The organism is Klebsiella sp. RIT-PI-d (assembly GCF_001187865.1).
GTDB lineage: Bacteria > Pseudomonadota > Gammaproteobacteria > Enterobacterales > Enterobacteriaceae > Superficieibacter.
This window is the reverse complement of sequence record NZ_LGIT01000003.1, coordinates 47,839-70,836: the sequence shown is the minus strand read 5'-3', so window position 1 is coordinate 70,836 and position 22,998 is coordinate 47,839. Positions and strand designations below refer to the sequence as shown.

Here is a 22,998-nt window from a genome sequence, read left to right as displayed (position 1 = left end):
AAGCATCGCGCCACCCGGCAAAAAGGCAAAAGTGAGGAACCTATGTCCGTACTCGATCTAAACGCCCTCAACGCCTTACCCAAAGAGGCGCGTAAGCAGGAACTGGCTGAAGTTAATGCTCGCCTTGAAACGCTCACCGCAGAGGATCGTGTGGCATGGGCGCTGGAACATCTGCCGGGCAATTACGTGCTTTCTTCAAGTTTTGGTATCCAGGCGGCGGTCAGTCTGCATCTGGTTAACCAAATCAGTCCGGACATCCCGGTGATCCTGACCGACACTGGCTATCTGTTTCCGGAAACTTACCGTTTTATTGATGAGCTAACGGACAAGCTTAAGCTCAACCTCAATGTTTATCGCGCAACTGAAAGCCCCGCCTGGCAAGAAGCGCGCTACGGCAAACTTTGGGAGCAGGGCGTTGAAGGGATTGAGAAATACAATGAGATCAACAAAGTCGAGCCGATGAATCGGGCACTTACCGATTTAAATGCCAGAACCTGGTTCGCCGGTTTGCGCCGTGAGCAATCCGGCAGTCGCGCTGACCTGCCGGTGCTGGGGATACAGCGTGGCGTATTTAAAGTGCTGCCGATTATCGACTGGGATAACCGCACGGTTTATCAATACCTGCAAAAGCATGGTCTGAAGTACCATCCGCTATGGGATGAGGGATATTTATCGGTTGGCGATACTCACACCACCCGTAAGTGGGAGCCAGGCATGGCGGAGGAAGAGACGCGATTCTTTGGGCTGAAGCGCGAGTGCGGATTGCACGAAGGATAATAACGATCCCGGCGATGCCGGGATTTTTTTGCTGATAATCAGACACTTATTTCTCTTCATTTTAATGTAGTATTAATCGGCTAATTTTATGATTACCAGGTAAATATATTTATTATCAATATAATACTTTTTATTTATTTGTACTCTTTATGGTTTATTTTTTTATAATATTATTTATATTGATATAAATCACAGGTCCTGACACTCAAAGCGGTAATACTGTCATCATACGTCGCTATAGAGAATGTATGTTGTGACAATATTTAATTACTGGGGAAAGACCCGGAGGTTCGAGAAGGCGGGGGGAGATGAATACCACTTACTGTGCTGGCACTCTCTGGATGTAGCGGCCGTTGGTTACTGGATGGTGCGCCATAATATTCATGGCATCGCTGATAATCTTAAAAATATGGGGTTGAGTGATAATATGCAGGCGTCGCAGTTCTTTGCCTGGCTATTATGCTGGCACGATATTGGAAAATTCGCTCATTCTTTTCAACAGCTTTATATTCATCCCGACCTCAACTCACAGAACGAAAAAGTAAAGAATTATGAAGCCATCCCTCATGCTACGTTGGGACATTGGTTATGGAATGATTACTTAAGTGAGTATCCCGAACTCTTCCCCGCATCTTCTCTGTCCTGTTATAAATTAAGACGCGTGATTGCGCTCTGGATGCCGCTGACAACCGGGCATCACGGGCGCCCACCCTCTTCAGTTATGGAACTGAAGAATTTTCGTCAACAGGATAAACAAGCCGCTTATGATTTTCTTGCGGCGATTACCCCTCTTTTTCCGCTGATTAATATTCCTGCCTTCTGGGACGAAGACGATGGTATTGAGTTATTTCATCATCTGTCATGGTTTATTTCAGCCGCCATTGTACTGGCCGATTGGGTAGGTTCTTCAACCCGATATTTTCCGCGTATCGCTCAATCAATGGATGTTGAAATATATTGGCAGCAACATGCATTGATAAAAGCGAAAAAGGCTGTTTCTGTTTTCCCCGTTTCTTCTGGTATTGCTCCTTTTTCCGGGATAACTCAGCTATTTCCCTTTATTCAGCATCCAACACCTCTACAGCAAAAAACGCTCGAACTGGATATCAATAAAGAAGGTCCGCAATTATTTATTCTCGAAGATGTCACCGGGGCGGGGAAAACGGAGGCCGCATTAATTCTGACCCATCGCCTGATGGCGGCAGGGAAAGCTCAGGGGTTGTATTTTGGTTTGCCGACGATGGCAACGGCCAATGCTATGTTCGATCGCATGGCGCAAAGCTGGCGGGCATTGTATCAGTCAGAGTCTCGGCCCAGCCTGATCCTGGCGCATGGTGCACGTGGATTAATGGATCGGTTTAATCAGTCAATCTGGTCGGGAGATTTAATTGGTTCCGAAGAACCCGACGATCCTCAGCCTTTTAGCCAAGGTTGCGCCGCCTGGTTTGCCGACAGTAATAAAAAAGCGCTGCTGGCCGAAGTGGGCGTTGGTACGCTCGATCAGGCGATGATGGCGGTGATGCCGTTTAAGCACTCTAATCTACGAATGTTGGGGTTGAGTAATAAGATCCTGCTGGCGGATGAGATCCACGCCTACGATGCTTACATGTCGCGGATCCTGGAGAGCCTGATTGAGAGGCAGGCCAGCGATGGCAATTGTACGATTCTGCTTTCTGCCACGCTATCACAGCTGCAGAGAGACAGGCTGGTTGCAGCCTTTGCGAAGGGAGCTGGCAGCCGGGCCGAAGCGCCGCTCTTAGACTATGGCGATTATCCCTGGGTAACACAGGTCACGGGTTCGCAAGTCACTTCTCAATATGTTGAAACCCGCAAAGAAGTTGAGCGCAGCGTAAAAGTTGGCTGGATGCACAGCGAGCAGGAGTGTGTTGAACGTATTGAGCACGCCATCAAGCAGGGACGATGTATTGCGTGGATACGTAACTCCATTGATGACGCGATTGGTATTTATCGTCAACTGCTAGCCAGAGGGAATATTCCCGCCGAAAGCGTTTTGATGTTCCACAGCCGCTTTGCTTTTCACGATCGCCAACGGATTGAAAATCAGGCACTGGCACAATTTGGCAAAAAAGGGAGTGCACAGCGGGCCGGAAAAGTACTGATTGCTACCCAGGTTATTGAGCAAAGTTTAGACATTGACCTGGATGAAATGATCTCCGATTTAGCCCCGGTGGATCTGTTGATTCAGCGTACTGGACGGTTACAGCGGCATATCCGCGATCGCAGTGGTTTGATAAAAGCTTCCGGGCAGGACGAGCGGGATGCACCGGAACTGCTGGTTTTTTCCCCTGAATGGGATGACTCGCCGCGAGAAGATTGGTTCTCAGGTGCCATGCGTAATAGCGCCTATGTCTATCCCGATCATGGTCGCCTGTGGCTGACCCAGCGCGTGTTGCGTGAACAGGGCGAAATTCGGATGCCACAGTCCGCAAGGCTGCTGATTGAATCGGTCTACGGTGAAGACGCTGAAATACCTGAGGGATTTGCGAAGGCGGAACAGTTGCAGGAAGGAAAGTACTACTGCGATCGGGCCTTTGCCAGCCAGAACCTGATTAACTTCGCGCCGGGTTACAGCCCTGAAAGCAGCGATTATCTCCCGGAAAAACTTTCAACACGCCTGGCTGAAGAGTCGGTTGCACTGTGGCTGGCGAAAATCGTTGATGGAGTCGTCGAACCTTATGCGCCAGGAGATCATGCCTGGGAAATGAGCGCGCTACGGATACGCCAGGGATGGTGGGAAAAGCACAAAGATGAGTTTGAACGATTACAAGGTGAAATGCTGCGGCAGTGGTGCATTGAACAACATCAGAATCAGGAGTTTGCGGTGGTGATTGTGGTGTCGGAGGTTGATAACTGCGGTTATTCAGCCAGTGAAGGATTAATCGGAAGAATGGAGGTATAGCGATACCCATATGGATAGCTTCTCACTTTTAACAACCCCCTGGCTTCCCGTGCGTTTTAAAGACGGCCACGTGGGCAAGCTGGCTCCCGTTAATCTGGCGGATGAGAATGTGGTAGATATCGCCGCGACGAGGGCAGATTTACAGGGCGCGGCCTGGCAGTTTTTGCTGGGACTATTGCAATGCAGTATTGCGCCGAAAAACCGTGCTCGCTGGGAGGACATCTGGCTTGAAGGGCTGAATGCGGATGCACTTCAGCAAAAGCTTAAACCGCTGGAACATGCTTTTCAGTTTGGTGCCGATACGCCTTCGTTTATGCAGGATTTCGAGCAGTTAACCGGAGAAAAGGCTTCTATCGCTTCTTTGCTGCCAGAAATCCCCGGCGCGCAAACTACTAAATTTAATAAAGATCATTTTGTTAAACGTGGCATGACGGAGCGCTTTTGTCCGCACTGTGCGGCGCTGGCGCTCTTTTCATTACAGCTAAATGCGCCAGCGGGTGGTAAGGGGTATCGCACTGGTCTTCGCGGCGGCGGGCCGATGACCACGCTACTTGAATTGCAGGAGTACCAGGGACACAGGCAAACGCCGCTGTGGCGCAAGCTGTGGCTGAATGTTATGCCGCAGGATAGCGCAGGAATGCCGATACCAGAGCGGTGTGATGAAACCGTTTTTCCCTGGCTGACCAATACTCGTACTAGTGAACCTTTGACTGGTGTAAATACGACACCAGAACATGTGAATGCACTTCAGGCCTATTGGGGAATGCCGCGACGTATTCGTCTTGATTTTAGCGCTACTGAGTCTGGCCATTGCGACCTCTGTGAAACCCAAAGCGATCAACTGCTGAGTTTGATGACCACGAAAAACTACGGCATAAACTATGAGGGCTGGACACATCCGTTAACGCCGTATCGCAGAGCGTTGAAAGGCGATAATGTAAAATTTTCCGTTAAGCCACAGCCCGGTGGGCTTATCTGGCGCGACTGGTTAGGGTTGAGTCGGGAAGTCGAGTCGGAGAATAACATCGAATATCCTGCGTTAGTCGTCAAAGCCAGCAGTGAAAATAAGCTTAAGAATACCAAAGTAGGTTTATGGGGCTTTGGCTATAATTTCGAGAATATGAAAGCCCGCTGCTGGTATGAACACCATTTTCCGCTGCTATTAACCGAAAATATTATCCCCGAGCTACGTCTCGCGGCGCAAACCGCATCGCGCAACCTTAGCCTGTTGCGCAGCGCATTAAAAGAGGCATGGTTTGATGATGCCAAAGGCGCGCGCGGCGACTTCAGCTTTATTGATATCGACTTCTGGCACCTGACTCAGGGGCGCTTTCTTGAGCTTATTCACGATCTTGAAAACGGACAGAGCCCAGATGAAAGGCTTAGCCGGTGGCGAACCACCCTGTGGCTATTTACGCGCAAATACTTTGACGACCACGTTTTTACCAACCCGTATGAGAGTACCAATCTCAAACGCATCATGCTGGCGCGTAAAAAATATTTTACCAAATCGGCGGAGAAGCAACGTGCAAAAGCCGCCAAAGCGAAAAAGCAGGAGGCTGCTAAATGAGTATTGTTCAGGATGACCACAAGACCACGCTGCGTCGATGGCATGAAACGTTGCAGGAAAAACGCGGCCTGCGTGCCAGCCTGCGGCGCAGCAAAACGGTGAATGACGCCTGCATGTCGGAAGGATATCGTTCCCTGCTGATGCAGACTCACACCTTATGGAAAATCGAAGGGCAAGAGTGGCGTTTTACCGCACTGGCGCTAACGGCAGCGCTGGCCGCGCACGTTAAATCCATTGATGAACGGCAGAAATTTGCCGCGCAATTAGGCCAGACGACCGGGAATAATCCGGTGATGTCGGAACTGCGCTTTTCCCGGCTGTCAGCGGTGAAAACGCCGGATCAATTGCTGCGCCAGCTGCTGCGTGCCGTTCGGCTGCTAAATGGCTCGGTGAATCTTCCTTCACTGGCGGATGACATTTTCCAGTGGTGTCGGGAAAACGACGAGCTGCTTACCCATATTCGCCGCCATCAGCGGCCGACTGAATTTATTCGTATCCGCTGGGCGCTGGAATATTACCAGGCCGATGATGCTAACCACAACGATCAATAAGGGACTATAAGATGACCACATTTATCCAACTGCATTTACTGACCGCTTACCCGGCTGCCAACCTGAACCGTGATGATACCGGCTCCCCGAAAACGGTAGTGCTTGGCGGCGCGACGCGTCTGCGTATTTCCTCGCAAAGCCTGAAGCGTGCATGGCGCACGTCTGAACTTTTTGAACAAGCGCTTGCCGGAAATATTGGTATCCGTAGCGGGCGTATTGCGCGTGAAGCGGCGAAGGTTCTGGTGGAAAGCGGTATTGAGGAGAAAAAGGCGATTGAGTGGGCAGCAAAGATTGCGGATTATTTAGGTAAAGTAAAAGCAGATAAAAAAACCAAAGATCCCCTGACCAACACAGAAACCGAACAATTAGTACATATCAGCCCAGCGGAGTTTGATGCAGTAATGGCCCTGGCGCATCGACTGGCGGAAGAAAAACGTGCGCCAAAAGAAGACGAGCTGGTTTTATTACGCCGCGATCGCATGGCCGTCGATATTGCGATGTTTGGCCGTATGCTGGCAAATAAACCTGAGTTCAACGTTGAAGCTGCCTGCCAGGTTGCGCACGCGTTCGGCGTCAGCGAGACGATTGTAGAAGATGATTTCTTTACCGCGGTAGATGACCTACGCCATGCGTCAACAGAAGATGCCGGTGCCGGACACCTTGGCGAAGCCGGATTCGGCTCGGCCCTGTTTTACACCTATATCTGTATTGATAAAGATCTGCTGGTGAAAAATCTCAACGGTAATGAAGAACTGGCAAATAAAACGCTGCGTGCCTTTACCGAAGCGGCGCTGAAAGTCTCGCCAACCGGTAAACAAAACAGCTTCGCCAGCCGCTCCTATGCGTCCTGGACGCTGGCGGAAAAGGGCACCGATCAACCCCGCTCACTGGCTGCGGCGTATTACAATCCGATCAACGGTACCAATCAGCTGGAGGTTGCTGTAAAGCGCATCACTGAACTGCGTGAAAATATGAATAAAGTCTACGGGCAGCAAACAGAATCTACCGGCTTCGACGTTATGAATCAGAAAGGAAGCATCAAAGACGTGCTTGATTTTATCTGTGCGTAAGGGGTGGCTATGAGCCAATATCTGATTTTTCAGCTGCACGGGCCGATGGCCTCCTGGGGCGTGGATGCGCCCGGAGAGGTACGTCATAGCCATGAGTTACCGTCACGTTCGGCGCTGCTGGGTTTACTGGCCGCAGCGCTGGGCATCCGTCGTGATGAAGAAGCGCGCCTGAAGGCGTTCAATCAGCACTACACATTTCTGCTGTGCGCCAGTCAGGAACCGCGCTGGGCGCGAGACTATCACACTGTTCAGATGCCGAAAGAGGTGCGTAAAGCCCGCTATTTCAGCCGTCGTGAAGAGTTGAGCGATCCTGCACTACTGAGTGCGCTGATCTCAAGAAGAGACTATTACACCGATGCCTGGTGGATGGTAGCGCTGACAGTCACGCCTGATGCGCCTTATTCATTATCGCAATTGCAGGATGCATTACTACATCCTGTTTTTCCTTTGTATCTGGGGCGTAAGAGTCATCCTTTGGCACTACCTCTTGCGCCATTATTGCTGGAAGGAACTGCACCGGATGCATTAAACGATGCGTATCATCAGTATCAGAATAAATTCACTGCGTTAAATATCCCACTAGCAACATTACAGCCTGATTGCTGGTGGGAAGGTGAACACGACGGACTGGAAGCCAACAAAATATTACGTCGTCGCGACAGACCAATAAGCCGCCAGCAGTGGACCTTTGGCGAGCGTACCGTTAATCAGGGGCCGCTGTTTATCAAGGAGGAGCCGTGTATCTCTCAAAAATAACTCTGGAGACCGGGCGGCTTGCGCCTTCTCAACTGTTACATCTGGTCGAGCGTGGTGAATACGTCATGCACCAGTGGCTCTGGGCGCTCTTTCCCGGAGGTCAGGAGCGGCAGTTTCTTTATCGGCGTGAAGAGATGCAGGGAGCATTTCGCTTCTTTGTACTCTCTCAACAACCTCCGGCACAGAGCGACATTTTCGATGTTCAACATCGATCGTTCGTACCGGCATTACGTGTGGGACAGACGTTGTGTTTCAGCCTGCGCGCCAACCCAACGATTTGCAAAAACGGTAAGCGTCACGATCTGTTAATGGAGACGAAGCGTCAGGTCAGAGGACGTGTTGATGGTCCGGATATCTGGCAGCATCAACAGCAGGCCGCACAAGACTGGCTGATGCGTCAGGGCGATCAGAATGGATTTTCACTACGAGAAGTGAATGTGGATGCCTATCGACAACAGCAGGTAATTCGGGCGAAATCCCGCCAGATGATCCAGTTTAGCAGCGTGGACTACTCTGGCATGCTGGTGGTTAACGATGTTGCGTTATTCCTGCAACGACTCGTGCAGGGATACGGTAAAAGCCGGGCATTTGGCTGTGGGTTAATGTTGATTAAACCCGGAGATAACGCGTGACGTTTGTTCCGCTAAGCCCGATCCCGCTGAAAGATCGTACTTCAATGATCTTTCTCCAGTATGGTCAGATTGATGTACTGGACGGTGCATTTGTATTGATTGATAAGACCGGTATCCGTACTCATATTCCGGTTGGATCGGTGGCCTGTATTATGCTGGAGCCAGGAACGCGGGTTTCTCATGCTGCGGTACGTCTGGCCTCGACGGTCGGAACATTATTGGTATGGGTGGGTGAGGCGGGGGTTCGTGTTTACTCTTCCGGACAGCCAGGCGGCGCGCGGGCGGACAAGCTTTTGTATCAGGCGAAGCTGGCGCTTGATAATGATTTACGCCTGAAAGTGGTACGCAAAATGTATGAATTGCGTTTTCGCGAGCCACCGCCAGCCCGTCGTTCCGTCGAACAGTTGCGTGGTATTGAAGGTTCCCGCGTGCGCCAGACTTACGCTGTTTTAGCAAAAAGGTATGGCGTGAAGTGGCATGGCCGTAACTATGATCCTAAAGATTGGAAAAAGGGCGACATAGTGAACCAGTGCATTAGTGCCGCGACGTCGTGCCTGTACGGGATTTCTGAAGCGGCGGTACTGGCGGCAGGCTACGCACCAGCGATTGGTTTTATTCATAGCGGCAAACCCCTTTCATTCGTTTACGACATTGCAGATATCATTAAATTTGAATCAGTGGTGCCAAAGGCATTTGAAATTGCTGCTCGCGCGCCCTCCGAACCCGATCGAGAAGTGCGGCTAGCCTGTCGTGATATTTTTCGCAGTACAAAGCTGACCGGAAAACTGATCCCGCTGATTGAAGATGTGCTCGCTGCCGGAGAGATTGAACCACCGCAACCTGCGCCAGATATGCTGCCTCCGGCTATACCAGAGCCGCAGTTACTGGGTGATGGCGGGCATCGGGGACAGGGGTAATGAGTATGGTGGTAGTGGTTACGGAAAATGTACCGCCGCGCCTCAGGGGACGGCTTGCTATATGGCTACTGGAGATCCGAGCCGGTGTGTACGTCGGTAATATTTCAAAGCGTGTACGGGAAATGGTCTGGCAGCAGATTACGCAATTGGGAGGTGCCGGGAACGTGGTGATGGCCTGGGCAACGAACTCGGAGTCCGGCTTTGAGTTTCAAACCTGGGGAGAAAACCGACGTATTCCGGTAGATCTGGATGGCCTCCGGCTGGTTTCATTTCTTCCTGTTTAAAATCAGCAGGTTATTCGCTCTTTAATAACACGGGATTGTTACTGATTGGTTGGTAGATTGTTGTTTGGTAAAAAATTTATTTGAAAACAAAGGCATATGTTTAGAGTGTTCCCCGCGCGAGCGGGGATAAACCGGGGGCAAGACCCGTGTCGGAGATCCAATTAGAGTGTTCCCCGCGCGAGCGGGGATAAACCGGTGCGCTCTGCGTTCAGGGACTCTCTAGTCATGTGTTCCCCGCGCGAGCGGGGATAAACCGGGGCAGTCCATTATCTTTGGATGGGTCGACGAGCAATCGCCTAAGTGTTCCCCGCGCGAGCGGGGATAAACCGTCAGCGCGACAGGTGGATTATTGAGTGCGCACGTGTTCCCCGCGCGAGCGGGGATAAACCGTTATGACAAAAGAGGAGCTTTTCAGTGTTGTGGTGTTCCCCGCGCGAGCGGGGATAAACCGGAAACACAGGTTATGCGACGAAATGCCGTGAACGTGTTCCCCGCGCGAGCGGGGATAAACCGGGACTGCCATCAATCGTGGTCAAAGTGCCTCAGTGTTCCCCGCGCGAGCGGGGATAAACCGCGCATCTTCTTTAGCCTCGAAAACAACCCGCCCGTGTTCCCCGCGCGAGCGGGGATAAACCGAAAACGAACGTTAAAGTCGCCAGCAGTATAAGGTGTTCCCCGCGCGAGCGGGGATAAACCGCAGATAAGGACTGCGTACAAGTTTCACGCGGTGTGTTCCCCGCGCGAGCGGGGATAAACCGATAACGGGTACGACTGGATATCGAATCTTAATGTGTTCCCCGCGCGAGCGGGGATAAACCGAACGAGTGGCAGGGCATTGATTACACCGATGCGTGTTCCCCGCGCGAGCGGGGATAAACCGTTCAGGTTTCTGCGGAACGAACTCCGCACGATGTGTTCCCCGCGCGAGCGGGGATAAACCGCCTTACCGTGAAAACATAATACAACATTCCTAGTGTTCCCCGCGCGAGCGGGGATAAACCGCTGGCGCTCGTGGGGGTATCACTTACTCTCAAGTGTTCCCCGCGCGAGCGGGGATAAACCGCGGATATTGAGTACGCATTCCTGAATAACGGCGTGTTCCCCGCGCGAGCGGGGATAAACCGCAGCAACTCGGTAGTGTGGGTTTGATGATTGAGTGTTCCCCGCGCGAGCGGGGATAAACCGAATATCGGGATCATTGATGACCCGGCGAAAGAGTGTTCCCCGCGCGAGCGGGGATAAACCGCTCTGGCAAACAGACGGCAGTGCGCCGGAGCAGTGTTCCCCGCGCGAGCGGGGATAAACCGTGTGAGCGCTGGTACGAAATCCGCGCGGCGGCGTGTTCCCCGCGCGAGCGGGGATAAACCGGATTACGCTCGACGGCCCAACGCGAATCACTCGTGTTCCCCGCGCGAGCGGGGATAAACCGTTACCCCGCCGCACTGGGAGCGAGTGACGAAAGTGTTCCCCGCGCGAGCGGGGATAAACCGTTGACGGGACTGACCAGACGTCACTCGGCCAAGTGTTCCCCGCGCGAGCGGGGATAAACCGTTCATCCTATTAATATTCAGTCGGCGTCGTTAGTGTTCCCCGCGCGAGCGGGGATAAACCGCTGGTCACTGGCAATCAGGCAGCAGCCGTACTGTGTTCCCCGCGCGAGCGGGGATAAACCGGGACCCCCGATTTAGCAGTTGACAAGTTGTATGTGTTCCCCGCGCGAGCGGGGATAAACCGGGAGCCGTAAATAGCAGCCTCAACACAACGACGTGTTCCCCGCGCGAGCGGGGATAAACCGCCCTTTGGTCTGCACGATCACACTATTGGTGAGTGTTCCCCGCGCGAGCGGGGATAAACCGCACGACAGCAGGCAGCGAGGGGCGACCGAATGGTGTTCCCCGCGCGAGCGGGGATAAATCGAAATGACAGAGCGCGAAAAGCTTGAGGCGTGGGTATTCCTCGCGCCAGCAGGACTAAACCCGCGCTATACGCAGCCTGCCCCTGCAATCTCCGCTAAACACCCATCACACTTTCCCGGTCTTCGCCAGCTCCTTTAGCAGCGGCAGCATGACGCTGACCACCTCGCGACTGCGGTGCGTAATGCGGCCAGGCAATGTTTTATCCAGGTACTGCTGGTTATCAAGACGCGCATTGTGCCAGCTATTTCCCTGCGGAAAGTCACGCGTTTTTTTACGCTGTTGATAGCCGTCTTTATTGCCCAGTGACCAGTTAGTCGCTTCCACCGAAAGAACAGGAATACCCGCTTTATCAAACGCTTCGGCATCATTACAGCAGCCCGTGCCTTTAGGATAAGCGGGATTTAAACCGGGATTCATGGCGGCGGCGATCCCGAGGCTTCGGGCAATGGCCAGCGCGCGGTCGCGGGTCAGTTTTCTCACTGCGGCAGGCGTGGTTTTACCGCTGTTAAAATACAGTTTTTCGCCAATAATCAGGTTATCGAGGTTAATAACCAGCAGGATGTTTTTCTTCTCGGCAGCGCTCATTCGGGAAAGCAGACTTTCCGCGCCAAGCTTACCTTCTTCCTCGCCGCTGGTCGCAATAAAGCGGATGCCATACTGCGTCGGTATATTTTTCAGGGCGTCGGCAAGTTCCAGCATAACGCCTACACCGGCGGCGTTATCGTCAACGCCCTGAAGCGTCAGGCCACCCAGATTGGCGGCGACGTCGGCATCGCTATTGGGAGCGTAAGTATCAAGATGCGCAACAATGAAAATTTGCTGTTTTACCCGACCTTCGTGTGCCGCGATAACCGTACTGCCGGTCACCTTATGCCAGTTTTGCTGTTTATCAGCGGACATATAGATATAGCGGCTGTTAAACGTGCGTATATCGCTTTGATAACCCATCAAGGCAAACTGCTGGCGCACATAGTCGGCTGCCAGCATCTCTGCAGGCGTTCCGGTCATGCGGCCGGGGAAATAAGTCGCGATATAGCGGGTCTGAGTGGTGGCAATCTCTCCAGGATGCGTCGATTTTGCCAGTGCGGGGAAAATAAAACCTGCGCTGAACGCCAGGGCTGCGACCCAACGGCGCGATGCGGACAACATAACAGATCCTTAAAAAACAAAAAAACTCGACCCGTATAGTATGAAACCGCGATCGGGCTTACACAATTTGAAATCCCTGTGAATCCCTGAAAACAGGCGGGTTAAGCACTTTTTGATATTAGCTTTCCCATGATGTTATTCCTTTGAGGAACTACTCATTCCATTTCGTAATTTCATTTGCGCTAAACGCGGCCCTATAGTCCCTCCACTATATGATGTTTGCGAGTCGCTGTGCTGTGGAATACCTGCCTCTTTTTGCTGAGTTGAAAGACCGACCCGTGCTGGTTATTGGCGGCGGTGAAATTGCCAGCCGGAAAATTGCTTTTCTGCGCCGGGCCGGGGCGAAGGTTCAGGTTGTCGCTACCCGTCTTGATGCAGAACTGGCTGAAATGGCTGAGCAGCAGCAGATCGAGTGGCTGGCGACAGAATTTATCGATGCGCAAATCGACACCGTTTTTTTAGTTATTGCCGCCACTGACGACAGTGACCTTAATCAACGGGTGTTCGCCGCAGCTAACGCCCGCCATCGTCTGGTCAATGTGGTAGATAACCAGCCGCTGTGTTCCTTTATTTTCCCGTCGATTGTTGAGCGGGCACCGCTACTGGTAGCGATCTCTTCCGGTGGAAACGCGCCCGTACTGGCGCGTTTGCTGCGCGAAAAAATTGAGGCGCTGTTACCAAAAGATCTGGGGCGAATGGCTGATGTGGCAGGACGCTGGCGCGAGCGTATTAAACAGCATCTTCACACCACGGCTGAACGTCGTCGATTCTGGGAGCGGGCATTTCGCGGGCGTTTTGCCAGCCTGATGGCCGCCGGAAATCAGCAGGCAGCGGAAGAGGCACTGGCGCAGGCGCTACAGCATCCGCAGCAGACGCAGGGCGAAATTATCCTCGTCGGGGCGGGACCAGGCGATGCCGGGTTGTTGACGATACGCGGTTTACAGGTGCTCCAGCAGGCTGACGTGGTGTTTTACGATCATCTGGTTACCGACGAAATTCGTGAACTGATCCGCCGCGATGCCGAACTTATCTGCGTGGGGAAACGTGCGGATAAACATACGGTCCCGCAGCATGAAACCAATCAAATGCTGATTGATGCAGCGCGGGCGGGCAAAACGGTTGTGCGCTTAAAAGGCGGCGATCCGTTTATTTTTGGTCGCGGTGGAGAGGAGCTTCAGGCCGCCGCCGCCGCTGGTATTCCGTTTCAGGTGGTCCCCGGTGTGACCGCGGCCTCCGGGGCAACAGCGTATGCCGGCATTCCACTCACCCATCGTGAACATGCCCAGAGCGTCACTTTTGTGACCGGCCACTATAAGCCGGACAGCACGCCGTTTGACTGGCGGCAGCTGGCGCAGAGTCGCCAGACGCTGGCGATCTATATGGGCACGATGAAAGCCGCCGAAATTAGCGCCCGGCTTATTCAACACGGCCGCGATGAAAATACGCCCGTCGCCGTGATTTCACGCGGTACGCGTGCCGATCAACAGGTCAGCACTGGCACGTTACAACAACTCGACAATCTGGCAAAAGATGCGCCGATGCCGGCGCTGCTGGTCATCGGTGAAGTGGTGAATCTGCATCGCGAACTGGCCTGGTTTCAACATACAACAGGTGCGGAAGCGTTCAGGGCTTCCGTGATTAATCTGGCTTAAGGAACGGTTATGGATCAAAAACGACTGACTCACCTGCGACAACTGGAGGCGGAAAGCATCCATATCATCCGTGAAGTTGCCGCTGAGTTTTCTAATCCGGTGATGCTTTACTCGATAGGTAAAGATTCCAGCGTGATGCTGCATCTGGCACGAAAAGCGTTTTATCCGGGGACGCTGCCGTTCCCGCTGCTGCACGTGGATACCGGCTGGAAATTTCGTGAAATGTACGAATTCCGCGACCGTACCGCCAAAGCCTACGGCTGCGAATTACTGGTGCATAAAAATCCGGAAGGCGTGGCGATGGGCATTAATCCCTTTGTTCACGGCAGCGCAAAACATACTGACATCATGAAAACCGAAGGCCTGAAGCAGGCGCTCAATAAATACGGTTTTGATGCGGCATTTGGCGGCGCGCGTCGCGATGAAGAAAAATCCCGTGCTAAAGAGCGTATCTATTCGTTTCGCGATCGGTTTCACCGCTGGGACCCTAAAAACCAGCGTCCGGAACTGTGGCACAACTATAACGGTCAGGTGAATAAAGGCGAAAGCATCCGTGTGTTCCCGCTGTCCAACTGGACCGAGCAGGATATCTGGCAATATATCTGGCTGGAAAATATCGATATCGTTCCACTCTATCTGGCCGCTGAACGTCCGGTACTGGAACGTGATGGCATGCTGATGATGATTGATGACGAGCGCATTGATTTACAGCCGGGTGAAGTCATTGAGCAGCGGATGGTGCGTTTTCGTACTCTCGGCTGCTGGCCGCTTACCGGCGCAGTGGAGTCTAAGGCGCAGACGCTGCCGGAAATTATCGAAGAGATGCTGGTCTCTACCACCAGCGAACGTCAGGGGCGCGTCATTGACCGCGACCAGGCTGGCTCCATGGAGCTTAAGAAACGTCAGGGGTATTTCTAAGGAGCCGCTATGAACACTGCACTTGCCCAACAAATCGCTAATGAGGGCGGCGTCGAAGCCTGGATGGTTGCTCAACAACACAAAAGCCTGCTGCGGTTTTTAACCTGCGGCAGCGTCGACGACGGTAAAAGCACGCTAATTGGCCGTCTGCTGCACGATACCCGTCAGATTTACGAAGATCAGCTGTCATCCCTGCACAATGACAGTAAGCGTCACGGCACGCAGGGCGAGAAGCTGGATCTTGCGCTGCTGGTTGATGGGCTACAGGCCGAGCGCGAGCAGGGCATTACTATTGACGTGGCGTATCGCTATTTCTCGACCGAAAAGCGCAAATTTATCATTGCCGACACGCCGGGACACGAGCAGTACACGCGCAATATGGCGACCGGTGCATCGACCTGTGACCTGGCTATTTTGCTGATTGATGCGCGCAAAGGTGTGCTGGATCAGACCCGTCGTCACAGCTTTATCTCCACACTACTGGGCATTAAGCATCTGGTCGTGGCGATCAATAAAATGGATCTCGTCAATTTTAGCGAAGAGACCTATAACGCCATTCGCGAAGATTATCTGACCTTCGCCGCCCAGTTGCCGGGTGAGCTGGACATCCGCTTTGTGCCGCTGTCTGCGCTGGAAGGCGATAACGTCGCTAATGACAGCGATAAAATGCCGTGGTACAGCGGCCCGACGCTGCTGGAGGTGCTGGAAACGGTTGAGATCCAGCGGGTAGTTGATACCCAGCCAATGCGCTTTCCGGTGCAGTACGTGAACCGTCCTAATCTCGATTTTCGTGGCTACTCCGGCACGCTGGCGTCCGGTGTCGTTAACGTCGGTCAGCGAATTAAAGTATTACCGTCGGGCGTAGAATCAACCGTGGCGCGCATTGTGACCTTTGACGGCGATTTGCAGCAGGCTGTGGCAGGCGAAGCTATTACTCTGGTGCTGAACGATGAAATCGACATTAGCCGCGGCGATCTGCTGCTGGATGCGCAGGCCTCACTGCCAGCAGTACAACGTGCGGCCGTGAATGTGGTATGGATGACCGAGCAGCCGCTGACCGTCGGGCAAAGTCTGGATATCAAAATTGCCGGCAAAAAAACCCGCGCCCGCGTAGACGCTATTGACCATCAGTTTGATATCAATAATCTGACCCGCCATCCGGCAGAAAATTTGCCGCTGAACGGCATCGGCCAGGTTGAGCTGACTTTTGACGAACCGCTGGTACTGGATAAATACCTCGATAATCCGGTAACCGGAGGCATGATATTTATCGATCGTCTGACTAACGTCACGGTTGGCGCCGGACTGGTACATGAGGTCCATGAACAGGCAGCAAGCGCACACTCAGAATTCAGCGCATTTGAACTGGAACTGAACGCGCTGGTACGCAAGCACTTCCCGCACTGGGGCGCGCGCGATTTGCTGGGAGGCAAATAATGGCGCAGCATGACGAAAATGTTGTCTGGCATCCTCACCCGGTGACGGCGCAGCAGCGCGAGCAGCTTCACGGTCATCGTGGCGTTGTTCTGTGGTTTACCGGGCTTTCGGGCTCGGGTAAATCCACCGTGGCAGGCGCGCTTGAAGAGGCGCTGCACCGTCTGGGGGTGAGTACGTATTTGCTTGATGGCGACAATGTTCGTCATGGACTGTGTCGCGATCTGGGATTTAGCGATGACGATCGTAAAGAGAATATTCGCCGCGTCGGAGAGGTGTCCCGGCTGATGGTGGATGCGGGCCTCGTGGTGCTTACCGCATTTATCTCTCCGCACCGCGCCGAGCGTCAAATGGTGCGCGAACAGGTCGGGGAGGGGCGTTTTTTCGAAGTCTTCGTCGATACGCCACTTTCGATTTGTGAAACCCGCGATCCAAAAGGACTGTATAAAAAAGCCCGCGCCGGTGAAATACGCCATTTCACCGGGATTGATTCCGTCTATGAAGCGCCGGATGCGCCTGAAATGCATCTGAATGGTGAACAATTAGTAACAAATTTGGTAAATCGATTATTAGATCTGTTGAGGCAGAACGATATTATCAGATCCTGATATGCCGCCGGACGACATCACCGTCCGGCAGGCCAGGTAACGGGATTGACTATGCGCGAAAGCCAAAATTTAAGCATCATCACTAATGAGCCGCTAACGACAGATGAAGAGACCACCTGGTCTTTTCTTGGGGCCGTGGTGGGGTTTATCTCATGGTTACTGGCAGCCGCCATACCCTTTCTGATTTATGGCCCCAATACGCTATTTTTCTTTCTCTATACCTGGCCCTTCTTTCTGGCGCTAATGCCCGTCGCCGTTGTCGTCGGCATTGCGCTCTATTCTCTGCTGAATGGCAAATTCATTTACACCTCGCTGGCAACCGCGCTGACGGTCGTTGCCATGTTCGGCATTCTGTTTATGTGGCTGATGGGGTAGCGTCTTTTGGATGCTGGATTAAGCTATATCCGTCTCCCTCACGTTGTCTGTAGGCTGACTTAGCCGTACCGCAAGCCGGGTGAGTCACGTGAGACCTCGCGACAATTCGCCTCGCTGCGACGCGGCATACCTACCTGCGGGTAAAATATGGTACATTTGACGCGGTTACGCGGCATTGCCTGCCGTCGGGGTAGAGTCCCCTGGCGAGTTATGGGATGATGATGCCGTTTTTCAGGGGGCAGGATGGGTAAACTAACGCTGATATTGCTGGCTTTACTGGTCTGGCTACAGTACTCGCTGTGGTTTGGCAAAAATGGCTTACATGATTACAGCCGCGTCAGCGATGATGTCCAGGTTCAGCAAACAACCAACGCAAAACTAAAAGCGCGTAACGATCAGCTTTTCGCCGAAATTGACGACCTTAACGGTGGCCAGGAAGCGATTGAAGAGCGTGCGCGTAATGAACTGAGTATGACCCGACCGGGCGAAACATTTTATCGTCTGGTGCCGGATGCGTCTAAACGTAATCTGAGTCCAGGGCAAAATAACCGATAACAGGCCAGGAACGTAAGATGGCAGCAACTTTACCAGGCGTTTGTGCCGTGGTTCCGGCAGCAGGGTTTGGCCGCCGTATGCAGGCGGAGTGCCCGAAACAATACCTCTCAATTGGTAACAAAACGATTCTTGAACATGCGGTGATTGCGCTACTGGCGCATCGTCGCGTGAAGCAGGTGATCATCGCTATCACCCCAGGCGATGAGCGCTTTCAGCAATTACCGCTGGCAGATCATCCGTATATTACCGTCGTCGACGGTGGCGATGAACGTGCGGATTCCGTACTGGCGGGTCTGAAAGCGGTAAAAGAGGCGAGCTGGGTGCTGGTGCATGATGCCGCACGCCCGTGTCTCTGTCAGGATGATTTAGATCGTCTGCTGATGCTCAGTGAAACCAGCCGCGTAGGGGGAATTCTGGCGGCGCCGGTTCGTGACACCATGAAACGAGGCGAACCGGGTAATCCGGCCATTGCCCACACCGTCGATCGTAACGATCTCTGGCATGCGCTGACGCCGCAATTCTTCCCGCGAGAGCTGCTGACCCGCTGCCTGACGCGCGCGCTCGATGAAGGCGCAGTCATTACGGATGAAGCCTCGGCGCTGGAGTACTGCGGTTTCCATCCTGAACTGATCCCAGGTCGTGCGGACAATATCAAAGTTACCCGTCCGGAAGATCTGGCGCTTGCCGAATTTTATCTCACCCGATTACACCCTCAGGAGAAAATATAATGCGAATTGGTCATGGATTTGATGTACACGCGTTTGGCGGTGAAGGCCCAATTGTGATTTGCGGCGTACGTATTCCTCATGAAAAAGGGCTGTTAGCTCACTCCGACGGCGATGTCGCACTTCATGCGCTAACCGATGCCCTGCTTGGTGCCGCAGCACTGGGAGATATTGGTAAACTGTTCCCCGACACCGACCCGGCTTTCAAAGGTGCCGACAGCCGTGGACTGCTGCGTGAAGCATGGCGTCGCGTGCAGGAGAAAGGGTATACCCTCAGCAACGTCGACGTCACCATTATCGCTCAGGCGCCTAAAATGCTGCCGCACATTCCACAAATGCGCATTTTTATTGCCGAAGATCTTGGTTGTCATATGGATGACGTCAACGTCAAGGCGACTACTACAGAAAAACTGGGCTTTACCGGGCGCGGCGAGGGCATTGCCTGTGAGGCCGTGGCGCTACTGAACAAGGCGGCCAAATGATCGACATTGAAAATCTGACTTACCTGCACGGGAAGCCGCAGGGACAGGGGCTGTTAAAAGCCAGCCCGGAGGATTTTTTGGTGGTAGAAGATCTTGGTTTTGAGCCGGACGGTGAAGGCGAGCATGTGCTGGTCAGGATCCTGAAAAACGGTTGTAACACGCGCTTTGTTGCCGACGCGCTGGCAAAATTCCTGAAAGTGCCGGCGCGTGAAGTAAGCTTTGCCGGTCAAAAAGATAAGCATGCAGTCACCGAACAGTGGCTGTGCGCCCGCGTCCCGGGTAAAGAGATGCCGGATTTGAGCGCCTTCCAGCTGGAAGGTTGTCAGGTTCTTGAGTATGCCCGTCACAAACGCAAGCTGCGACTTGGAGCGCTGAAAGGTAACGCGTTTACGCTGATCCTGCGCGAGGTTACGCAGCGCGATGATGTTGAACAGCGCTTACGGGCGATCCAGACTGCCGGGGTGCCGAACTACTTCGGCACTCAGCGTTTTGGCATTGGCGGCAGTAACCTTCACGGGGCGCTACGCTGGGCGCAAAATGGCGGGCCGGTCCGCGATCGGAATAAACGTAGTTTTTGGTTGTCGGCAGGCCGTAGCGCGTTGTTTAATCACATTGTCAGTGAACGGTTGAGAAAACCGGAATTTAATCAAGTTGTTGACGGCGATGCGCTACAATTAGCGGGGCGCGGCAGCTGGTTTGTTGCCACGCAAGAAGAACAGGCTGAACTTCAGGCCCGGGTTGATCGTCATGAGCTGATGATCACTGCATCTCTGCCCGGTAGCGGCGAGTGGGGCACCCAGCGTGCGGCGCTGGCCTTTGAGCAGGCCGCCATTGCCGAAGAGACGCTGCTACAGCAGTTGCTAATGCGTGAAAAGGTAGAGGCATCGCGCCGCGCTATGCTGCTTGATGTTCAGCAACTGAGCTGGAACTGGTGGGATGATGTCACCGTCGAACTGCGCTTCTGGCTACCGGCAGGCAGCTTTGCGACCAGCGTCGTCAGGGAACTTATTAACACTTCAGGTGATTATGCGAATATTGCTGAGTAACGATGATGGCGTTCATGCACCAGGCATTCAGACGCTGGCGAAAGCGTTACGTGAATTTGCCGACGTTCAGGTCGTGGCGCCCGATCGTAATCGCAGCGGTGCATCAAACTCGCTGACGCTGGAATCCTCGCTGCGTACTTTTTCCCATGAGAACGGCGATATAGCCGTTCAGATGGGCACGCCGACAGACTGCGTTTATCTCGGCGTCAATGCGCTGATGCGTCCGCGTCCGGATGTCGTCGTTTCCGGTATCAATGCCGGGCCAAATCTCGGCGATGACGTGATCTACTCAGGAACCGTTGCCGCGGCAATGGAAGGCCGTCATCTGGGTTTCCCGGCGCTGGCGGTTTCCCTTAACGGCTATACGCACTATGCGACCGCGGCGGCAGTCACCTGCACGCTGCTACGTGCGCTGAGCCGTGAACCGCTGCGCACCAGCCGTATTTTGAATGTTAACGTACCGGATTTACCGCTAGATCAAATCAAAGGCTTCCGCGTAACGCGCTGCGGTAGCCGCCATCCAGCCGAGCAGGTTATACCGCAGGAAGATCCGCGCGGTAATACGCTCTACTGGATCGGACCGCCCGGCGAAAAATTTGACGCCGGCCCCGATACCGACTTTGCGGCGGTAGATGAGGGCTACGTTTCCGTGACGCCACTGCATGTCGATCTCACCGCCCACAGCGCGCGTGAAGTGGTTTCCGACTGGTTAACGCGTGTAGGAGCAGACACGCCATGATAAGCAAACGCGTTCAGAGCCTTCTTGATCAACTACGTACTCAGGGTATAAAAGATGAGCATGTGCTTGAGGCCATCGCTCTGGTCCCGCGTGAAAAGTTTATTGATGAGGCGTTCGAACTCCAGGCATGGGAAAACGTCGCGTTACCTATCGGCCAGGGGCAAACCATTTCCCAGCCTTATATGGTTGCCAGAATGACCGAGTTGCTGGAGCTGACGCCAGAGTGTCGGGTGCTGGAAGTGGGCACCGGTTCAGGTTATCAGACCGCTATCCTGGCACATCTCGTCCACCATGTGTGTTCGGTCGAGCGTATTAAAAGTCTGCAATGGCACGCGCGTCGTCGCCTGAAACAACTCGATCTGCATAATGTGTCCACGCGTCATGGCGATGGCTGGCAAGGATGGCACGCGCGCGCGCCCTTCGACGCCATCATTGTGACGGCAGCACCGCCTGAAATTCCTGTCGAATTAATGTCACAACTTGATGACGGCGGTGTTCTTGTATTACCTGTTGGTGATGAGCATCAGTATTTAAAACGGGTGTGCCGACGGGGGAATGAATTTATTATCGATACCGTTGAGGCAGTGCGCTTTGTGCCGCTGGTCAAAGGGGAGCTGGCCTGAGACCCGGATTTATCCTGGTTATTTCACACAATTTCAGCGTATGGTGAACCTGTTTTCAGTGTCCATACCGCTGCCTTGCACGGTTTTAAGTCACTGGTAGTTAACCTATTCCTGGGGGATAAATGAGCACGGGAAGCCCAACATTCACCGTAAGCCGCGTGGCGGCATTATCACTGATTTCACTTTGCCTGGCCGGCTGCGGTAACTCGGACAACACCCCGGCACCCGTAAGCTCTGTTGGCGGAAGTTCCGCAGGCTCCTCAGGTCAGGACTCGGGAATGCTTATCACGCCGTCTCAAATGGGCAACACCCCGGCGCCGGCACCTCAGATCCAGCCTGTTCAGCCGGTGCAACCTCAGCCAGTTCAATCTCAGCCGGTACAGATCCAGCCAAATGTGCAGCAACCTGATAATGTGCAGGTTGAAAATGGCCATATTGTTTATAACCGTAAATACGGCAATATCCCGAAAGGGAGCTACACCGGTGGCAGCACCTACACCGTCAAGCGAGGCGATACGCTGTTCTACATTGCGTGGGTAACCGGTAATGATTTCCGTGACTTAGCACAGCGCAATAACGTCGCTGCCCCGTATGCTCTGAATGTTGGCCAGGTACTTCAGGTGGGGAGTTCCGCGGGTACACCTATCACCGGAGGTAACGCAATTACCCAAGCTGACGCAAATGCACAAGGAATTGTCTTAAAACCTGCACAGAATTCCACCGTGGCTGTTGCTTCGCAACCTACAATTACGTATTCTGAGGACTCAGGTGAACAAAGTGCTAACAAAATGTTGCCTAACAACCGCCCAACGAGCACACCCGTTACGGCACCTGTTACGGCGCCATCTACCGTCAGCACTACTGTACCGACTGCCAGCAGCACGACAACCAGCTCGCCGATTTCTACCTGGCGCTGGCCAGCTGATGGCAACATTATCGAAAACTTCTCTGCCAACGATAGCGGCAATAAAGGAATCGATATTGCAGGTAGCAAAGGACAGGCAATTATCGCGACTGCGGATGGTCGCGTTGTCTATGCCGGGAATGCACTGCGCGGTTACGGTAATTTAATCATCATTAAACATAACGATGATTACCTGAGTGCCTACGCCCATAACGATACAATGCTGGTCCAGGAGCAACAAGAGATCAAGGCGGGGCAGAAAATAGCTACCATGGGTAGCACTGGAACCAGCTCGACACGTTTACATTTTGAAATTCGTTACAAGGGGAAATCCGTAAACCCGCTGCGTTACTTGCCGCAGCGATAATCAGGCGGGATGCACAACTGTTTGTGTA

22 protein-coding genes and 1 CRISPR repeat array are annotated in these 22,998 nt (G+C 53.3%); of the genes, 21 read left to right on the top strand and 1 reads right to left on the bottom strand.

Annotation, left to right across the window (positions count from 1 at the left end; translation table 11 throughout):
• The first annotated feature begins 42 nt into the window (after positions 1-42).
• From cysH to cas2e, 9 genes are all read left to right on the top strand, one after another.
• The gene (gene cysH / locus AC791_RS00810; RefSeq protein WP_049838591.1) at positions 43-777 is read left to right on the top strand and encodes a phosphoadenosine phosphosulfate reductase; all 735 of its coding nucleotides are present in this window, start codon (positions 43-45) and stop codon (positions 775-777) included.
• A 253-nt stretch (positions 778-1,030) separates the two neighbouring features.
• On the top strand, positions 1,031-3,697 hold the full coding sequence (locus AC791_RS00805) for a CRISPR-associated helicase/endonuclease Cas3 (RefSeq protein WP_049839042.1): 2,667 nt from the start codon (positions 1,031-1,033) through the stop codon (positions 3,695-3,697).
• A 10-nt stretch (positions 3,698-3,707) separates the two neighbouring features.
• Positions 3,708-5,267: a type I-E CRISPR-associated protein Cse1/CasA gene (gene casA, locus AC791_RS00800; protein WP_049838590.1), complete on the top strand. Its 1,560-nt coding sequence runs from the start codon at positions 3,708-3,710 to the stop codon at positions 5,265-5,267.
• Positions 5,264-5,818, top strand: coding sequence for a type I-E CRISPR-associated protein Cse2/CasB (gene casB, locus AC791_RS00795; protein ID WP_049838589.1), 555 nt, complete (start codon positions 5,264-5,266; stop codon positions 5,816-5,818). Before casA ends, casB begins: the two co-directional genes overlap by 4 nt.
• An 11-nt stretch (positions 5,819-5,829) precedes the next feature.
• Positions 5,830-6,888 carry a type I-E CRISPR-associated protein Cas7/Cse4/CasC gene (cas7e, locus tag AC791_RS00790; RefSeq protein WP_049838588.1) on the top strand — a complete coding sequence of 353 codons (1,059 nt, stop codon included), beginning with the start codon at positions 5,830-5,832 and terminating at the stop codon, positions 6,886-6,888.
• Between the two features lie 9 nt (positions 6,889-6,897).
• Entirely contained in the window at positions 6,898-7,644 is a 747-nt protein-coding gene (gene cas5e, locus AC791_RS00785; RefSeq protein ID WP_049838587.1) for a type I-E CRISPR-associated protein Cas5/CasD, read from the top strand.
• Positions 7,626-8,276, top strand: coding sequence for a type I-E CRISPR-associated protein Cas6/Cse3/CasE (gene cas6e, locus AC791_RS00780; RefSeq protein ID WP_049838586.1), 651 nt, complete (start codon positions 7,626-7,628; stop codon positions 8,274-8,276). The genes cas5e and cas6e overlap by 19 nt, the downstream gene beginning before the upstream one ends.
• A complete protein-coding gene (cas1e, locus tag AC791_RS00775; RefSeq protein ID WP_049838585.1) occupies positions 8,273-9,193 on the top strand; it encodes a type I-E CRISPR-associated endonuclease Cas1e in 921 nt (306 codons plus the stop codon). The genes cas6e and cas1e overlap by 4 nt, the downstream gene beginning before the upstream one ends.
• Positions 9,193-9,477, top strand: a complete 285-nt coding sequence (cas2e, locus tag AC791_RS00770) for a type I-E CRISPR-associated endoribonuclease Cas2e (RefSeq protein WP_049838584.1) — start codon at positions 9,193-9,195, stop codon at positions 9,475-9,477. Before cas1e ends, cas2e begins: the two co-directional genes overlap by 1 nt.
• Before the next feature lie 105 nt (positions 9,478-9,582).
• A CRISPR array of direct repeats spans positions 9,583-11,394; the repeat unit is 29 nt; unit sequence GTGTTCCCCGCGCGAGCGGGGATAAACCG.
• Positions 11,395-11,498: 104 nt separating this feature from the next.
• Here cas2e and AC791_RS00765 read toward each other — a convergent pair.
• A complete protein-coding gene (locus AC791_RS00765) occupies positions 11,499-12,542 on the bottom strand; it encodes an aminopeptidase (protein WP_049838583.1) in 1,044 nt (347 codons plus the stop codon).
• Positions 12,543-12,787: 245 nt separating this feature from the next.
• On the opposite strand from AC791_RS00765, the gene cysG reads away from it, so the two are divergent.
• The 12 genes from cysG to nlpD all read left to right on the top strand — a co-directional run bounded on the left by cysG (position 12,788) and on the right by nlpD (position 22,970).
• A complete protein-coding gene (cysG, locus tag AC791_RS00760) occupies positions 12,788-14,194 on the top strand; it encodes a siroheme synthase CysG (protein WP_199485492.1) in 1,407 nt (468 codons plus the stop codon).
• A 9-nt stretch (positions 14,195-14,203) separates the two neighbouring features.
• The gene (cysD, locus tag AC791_RS00755) at positions 14,204-15,112 is read left to right on the top strand and encodes a sulfate adenylyltransferase subunit CysD (RefSeq protein WP_049838582.1); all 909 of its coding nucleotides are present in this window, start codon (positions 14,204-14,206) and stop codon (positions 15,110-15,112) included.
• Between the two features lie 9 nt (positions 15,113-15,121).
• Positions 15,122-16,549 carry a sulfate adenylyltransferase subunit CysN gene (gene cysN, locus AC791_RS00750; protein WP_049838581.1) on the top strand — a complete coding sequence of 476 codons (1,428 nt, stop codon included), beginning with the start codon at positions 15,122-15,124 and terminating at the stop codon, positions 16,547-16,549.
• Positions 16,549-17,154 (top strand): adenylyl-sulfate kinase, encoded by a 606-nt coding sequence (gene cysC, locus AC791_RS00745; RefSeq protein WP_049838580.1) that lies wholly within the window; start codon positions 16,549-16,551, stop codon positions 17,152-17,154. Before cysN ends, cysC begins: the two co-directional genes overlap by 1 nt.
• 51 nt (positions 17,155-17,205) lie before the next feature.
• Positions 17,206-17,529: a DUF3561 family protein gene (locus tag AC791_RS00740; protein WP_049838579.1), complete on the top strand. Its 324-nt coding sequence runs from the start codon at positions 17,206-17,208 to the stop codon at positions 17,527-17,529.
• A 243-nt stretch (positions 17,530-17,772) separates the two neighbouring features.
• Positions 17,773-18,084 (top strand): cell division protein FtsB, encoded by a 312-nt coding sequence (ftsB, locus tag AC791_RS00735; RefSeq protein WP_049838578.1) that lies wholly within the window; start codon positions 17,773-17,775, stop codon positions 18,082-18,084.
• A 17-nt stretch (positions 18,085-18,101) separates the two neighbouring features.
• Positions 18,102-18,812: a 2-C-methyl-D-erythritol 4-phosphate cytidylyltransferase gene (ispD, locus tag AC791_RS00730; protein ID WP_049838577.1), complete on the top strand. Its 711-nt coding sequence runs from the start codon at positions 18,102-18,104 to the stop codon at positions 18,810-18,812.
• Complete coding sequence (gene ispF, locus AC791_RS00725) at positions 18,812-19,291, top strand: 2-C-methyl-D-erythritol 2,4-cyclodiphosphate synthase (RefSeq protein ID WP_049838576.1); 480 nt, start codon at positions 18,812-18,814, stop codon at positions 19,289-19,291. The genes ispD and ispF overlap by 1 nt, the downstream gene beginning before the upstream one ends.
• Positions 19,288-20,337 carry a tRNA pseudouridine(13) synthase TruD gene (gene truD / locus AC791_RS00720; RefSeq protein ID WP_049838575.1) on the top strand — a complete coding sequence of 350 codons (1,050 nt, stop codon included), beginning with the start codon at positions 19,288-19,290 and terminating at the stop codon, positions 20,335-20,337. The genes ispF and truD overlap by 4 nt, the downstream gene beginning before the upstream one ends.
• The gene (surE, locus tag AC791_RS00715) at positions 20,318-21,076 is read left to right on the top strand and encodes a 5'/3'-nucleotidase SurE (RefSeq protein ID WP_049838574.1); all 759 of its coding nucleotides are present in this window, start codon (positions 20,318-20,320) and stop codon (positions 21,074-21,076) included. Before truD ends, surE begins: the two co-directional genes overlap by 20 nt.
• On the top strand, positions 21,073-21,699 hold the full coding sequence (locus tag AC791_RS00710; RefSeq protein ID WP_049838573.1) for a protein-L-isoaspartate(D-aspartate) O-methyltransferase: 627 nt from the start codon (positions 21,073-21,075) through the stop codon (positions 21,697-21,699). Before surE ends, AC791_RS00710 begins: the two co-directional genes overlap by 4 nt.
• A 122-nt stretch (positions 21,700-21,821) precedes the next feature.
• Positions 21,822-22,970, top strand: coding sequence for a murein hydrolase activator NlpD (nlpD, locus tag AC791_RS00705; RefSeq protein WP_049838572.1), 1,149 nt, complete (start codon positions 21,822-21,824; stop codon positions 22,968-22,970).
• Positions 22,971-22,998: the final 28 nt, after the last annotated feature.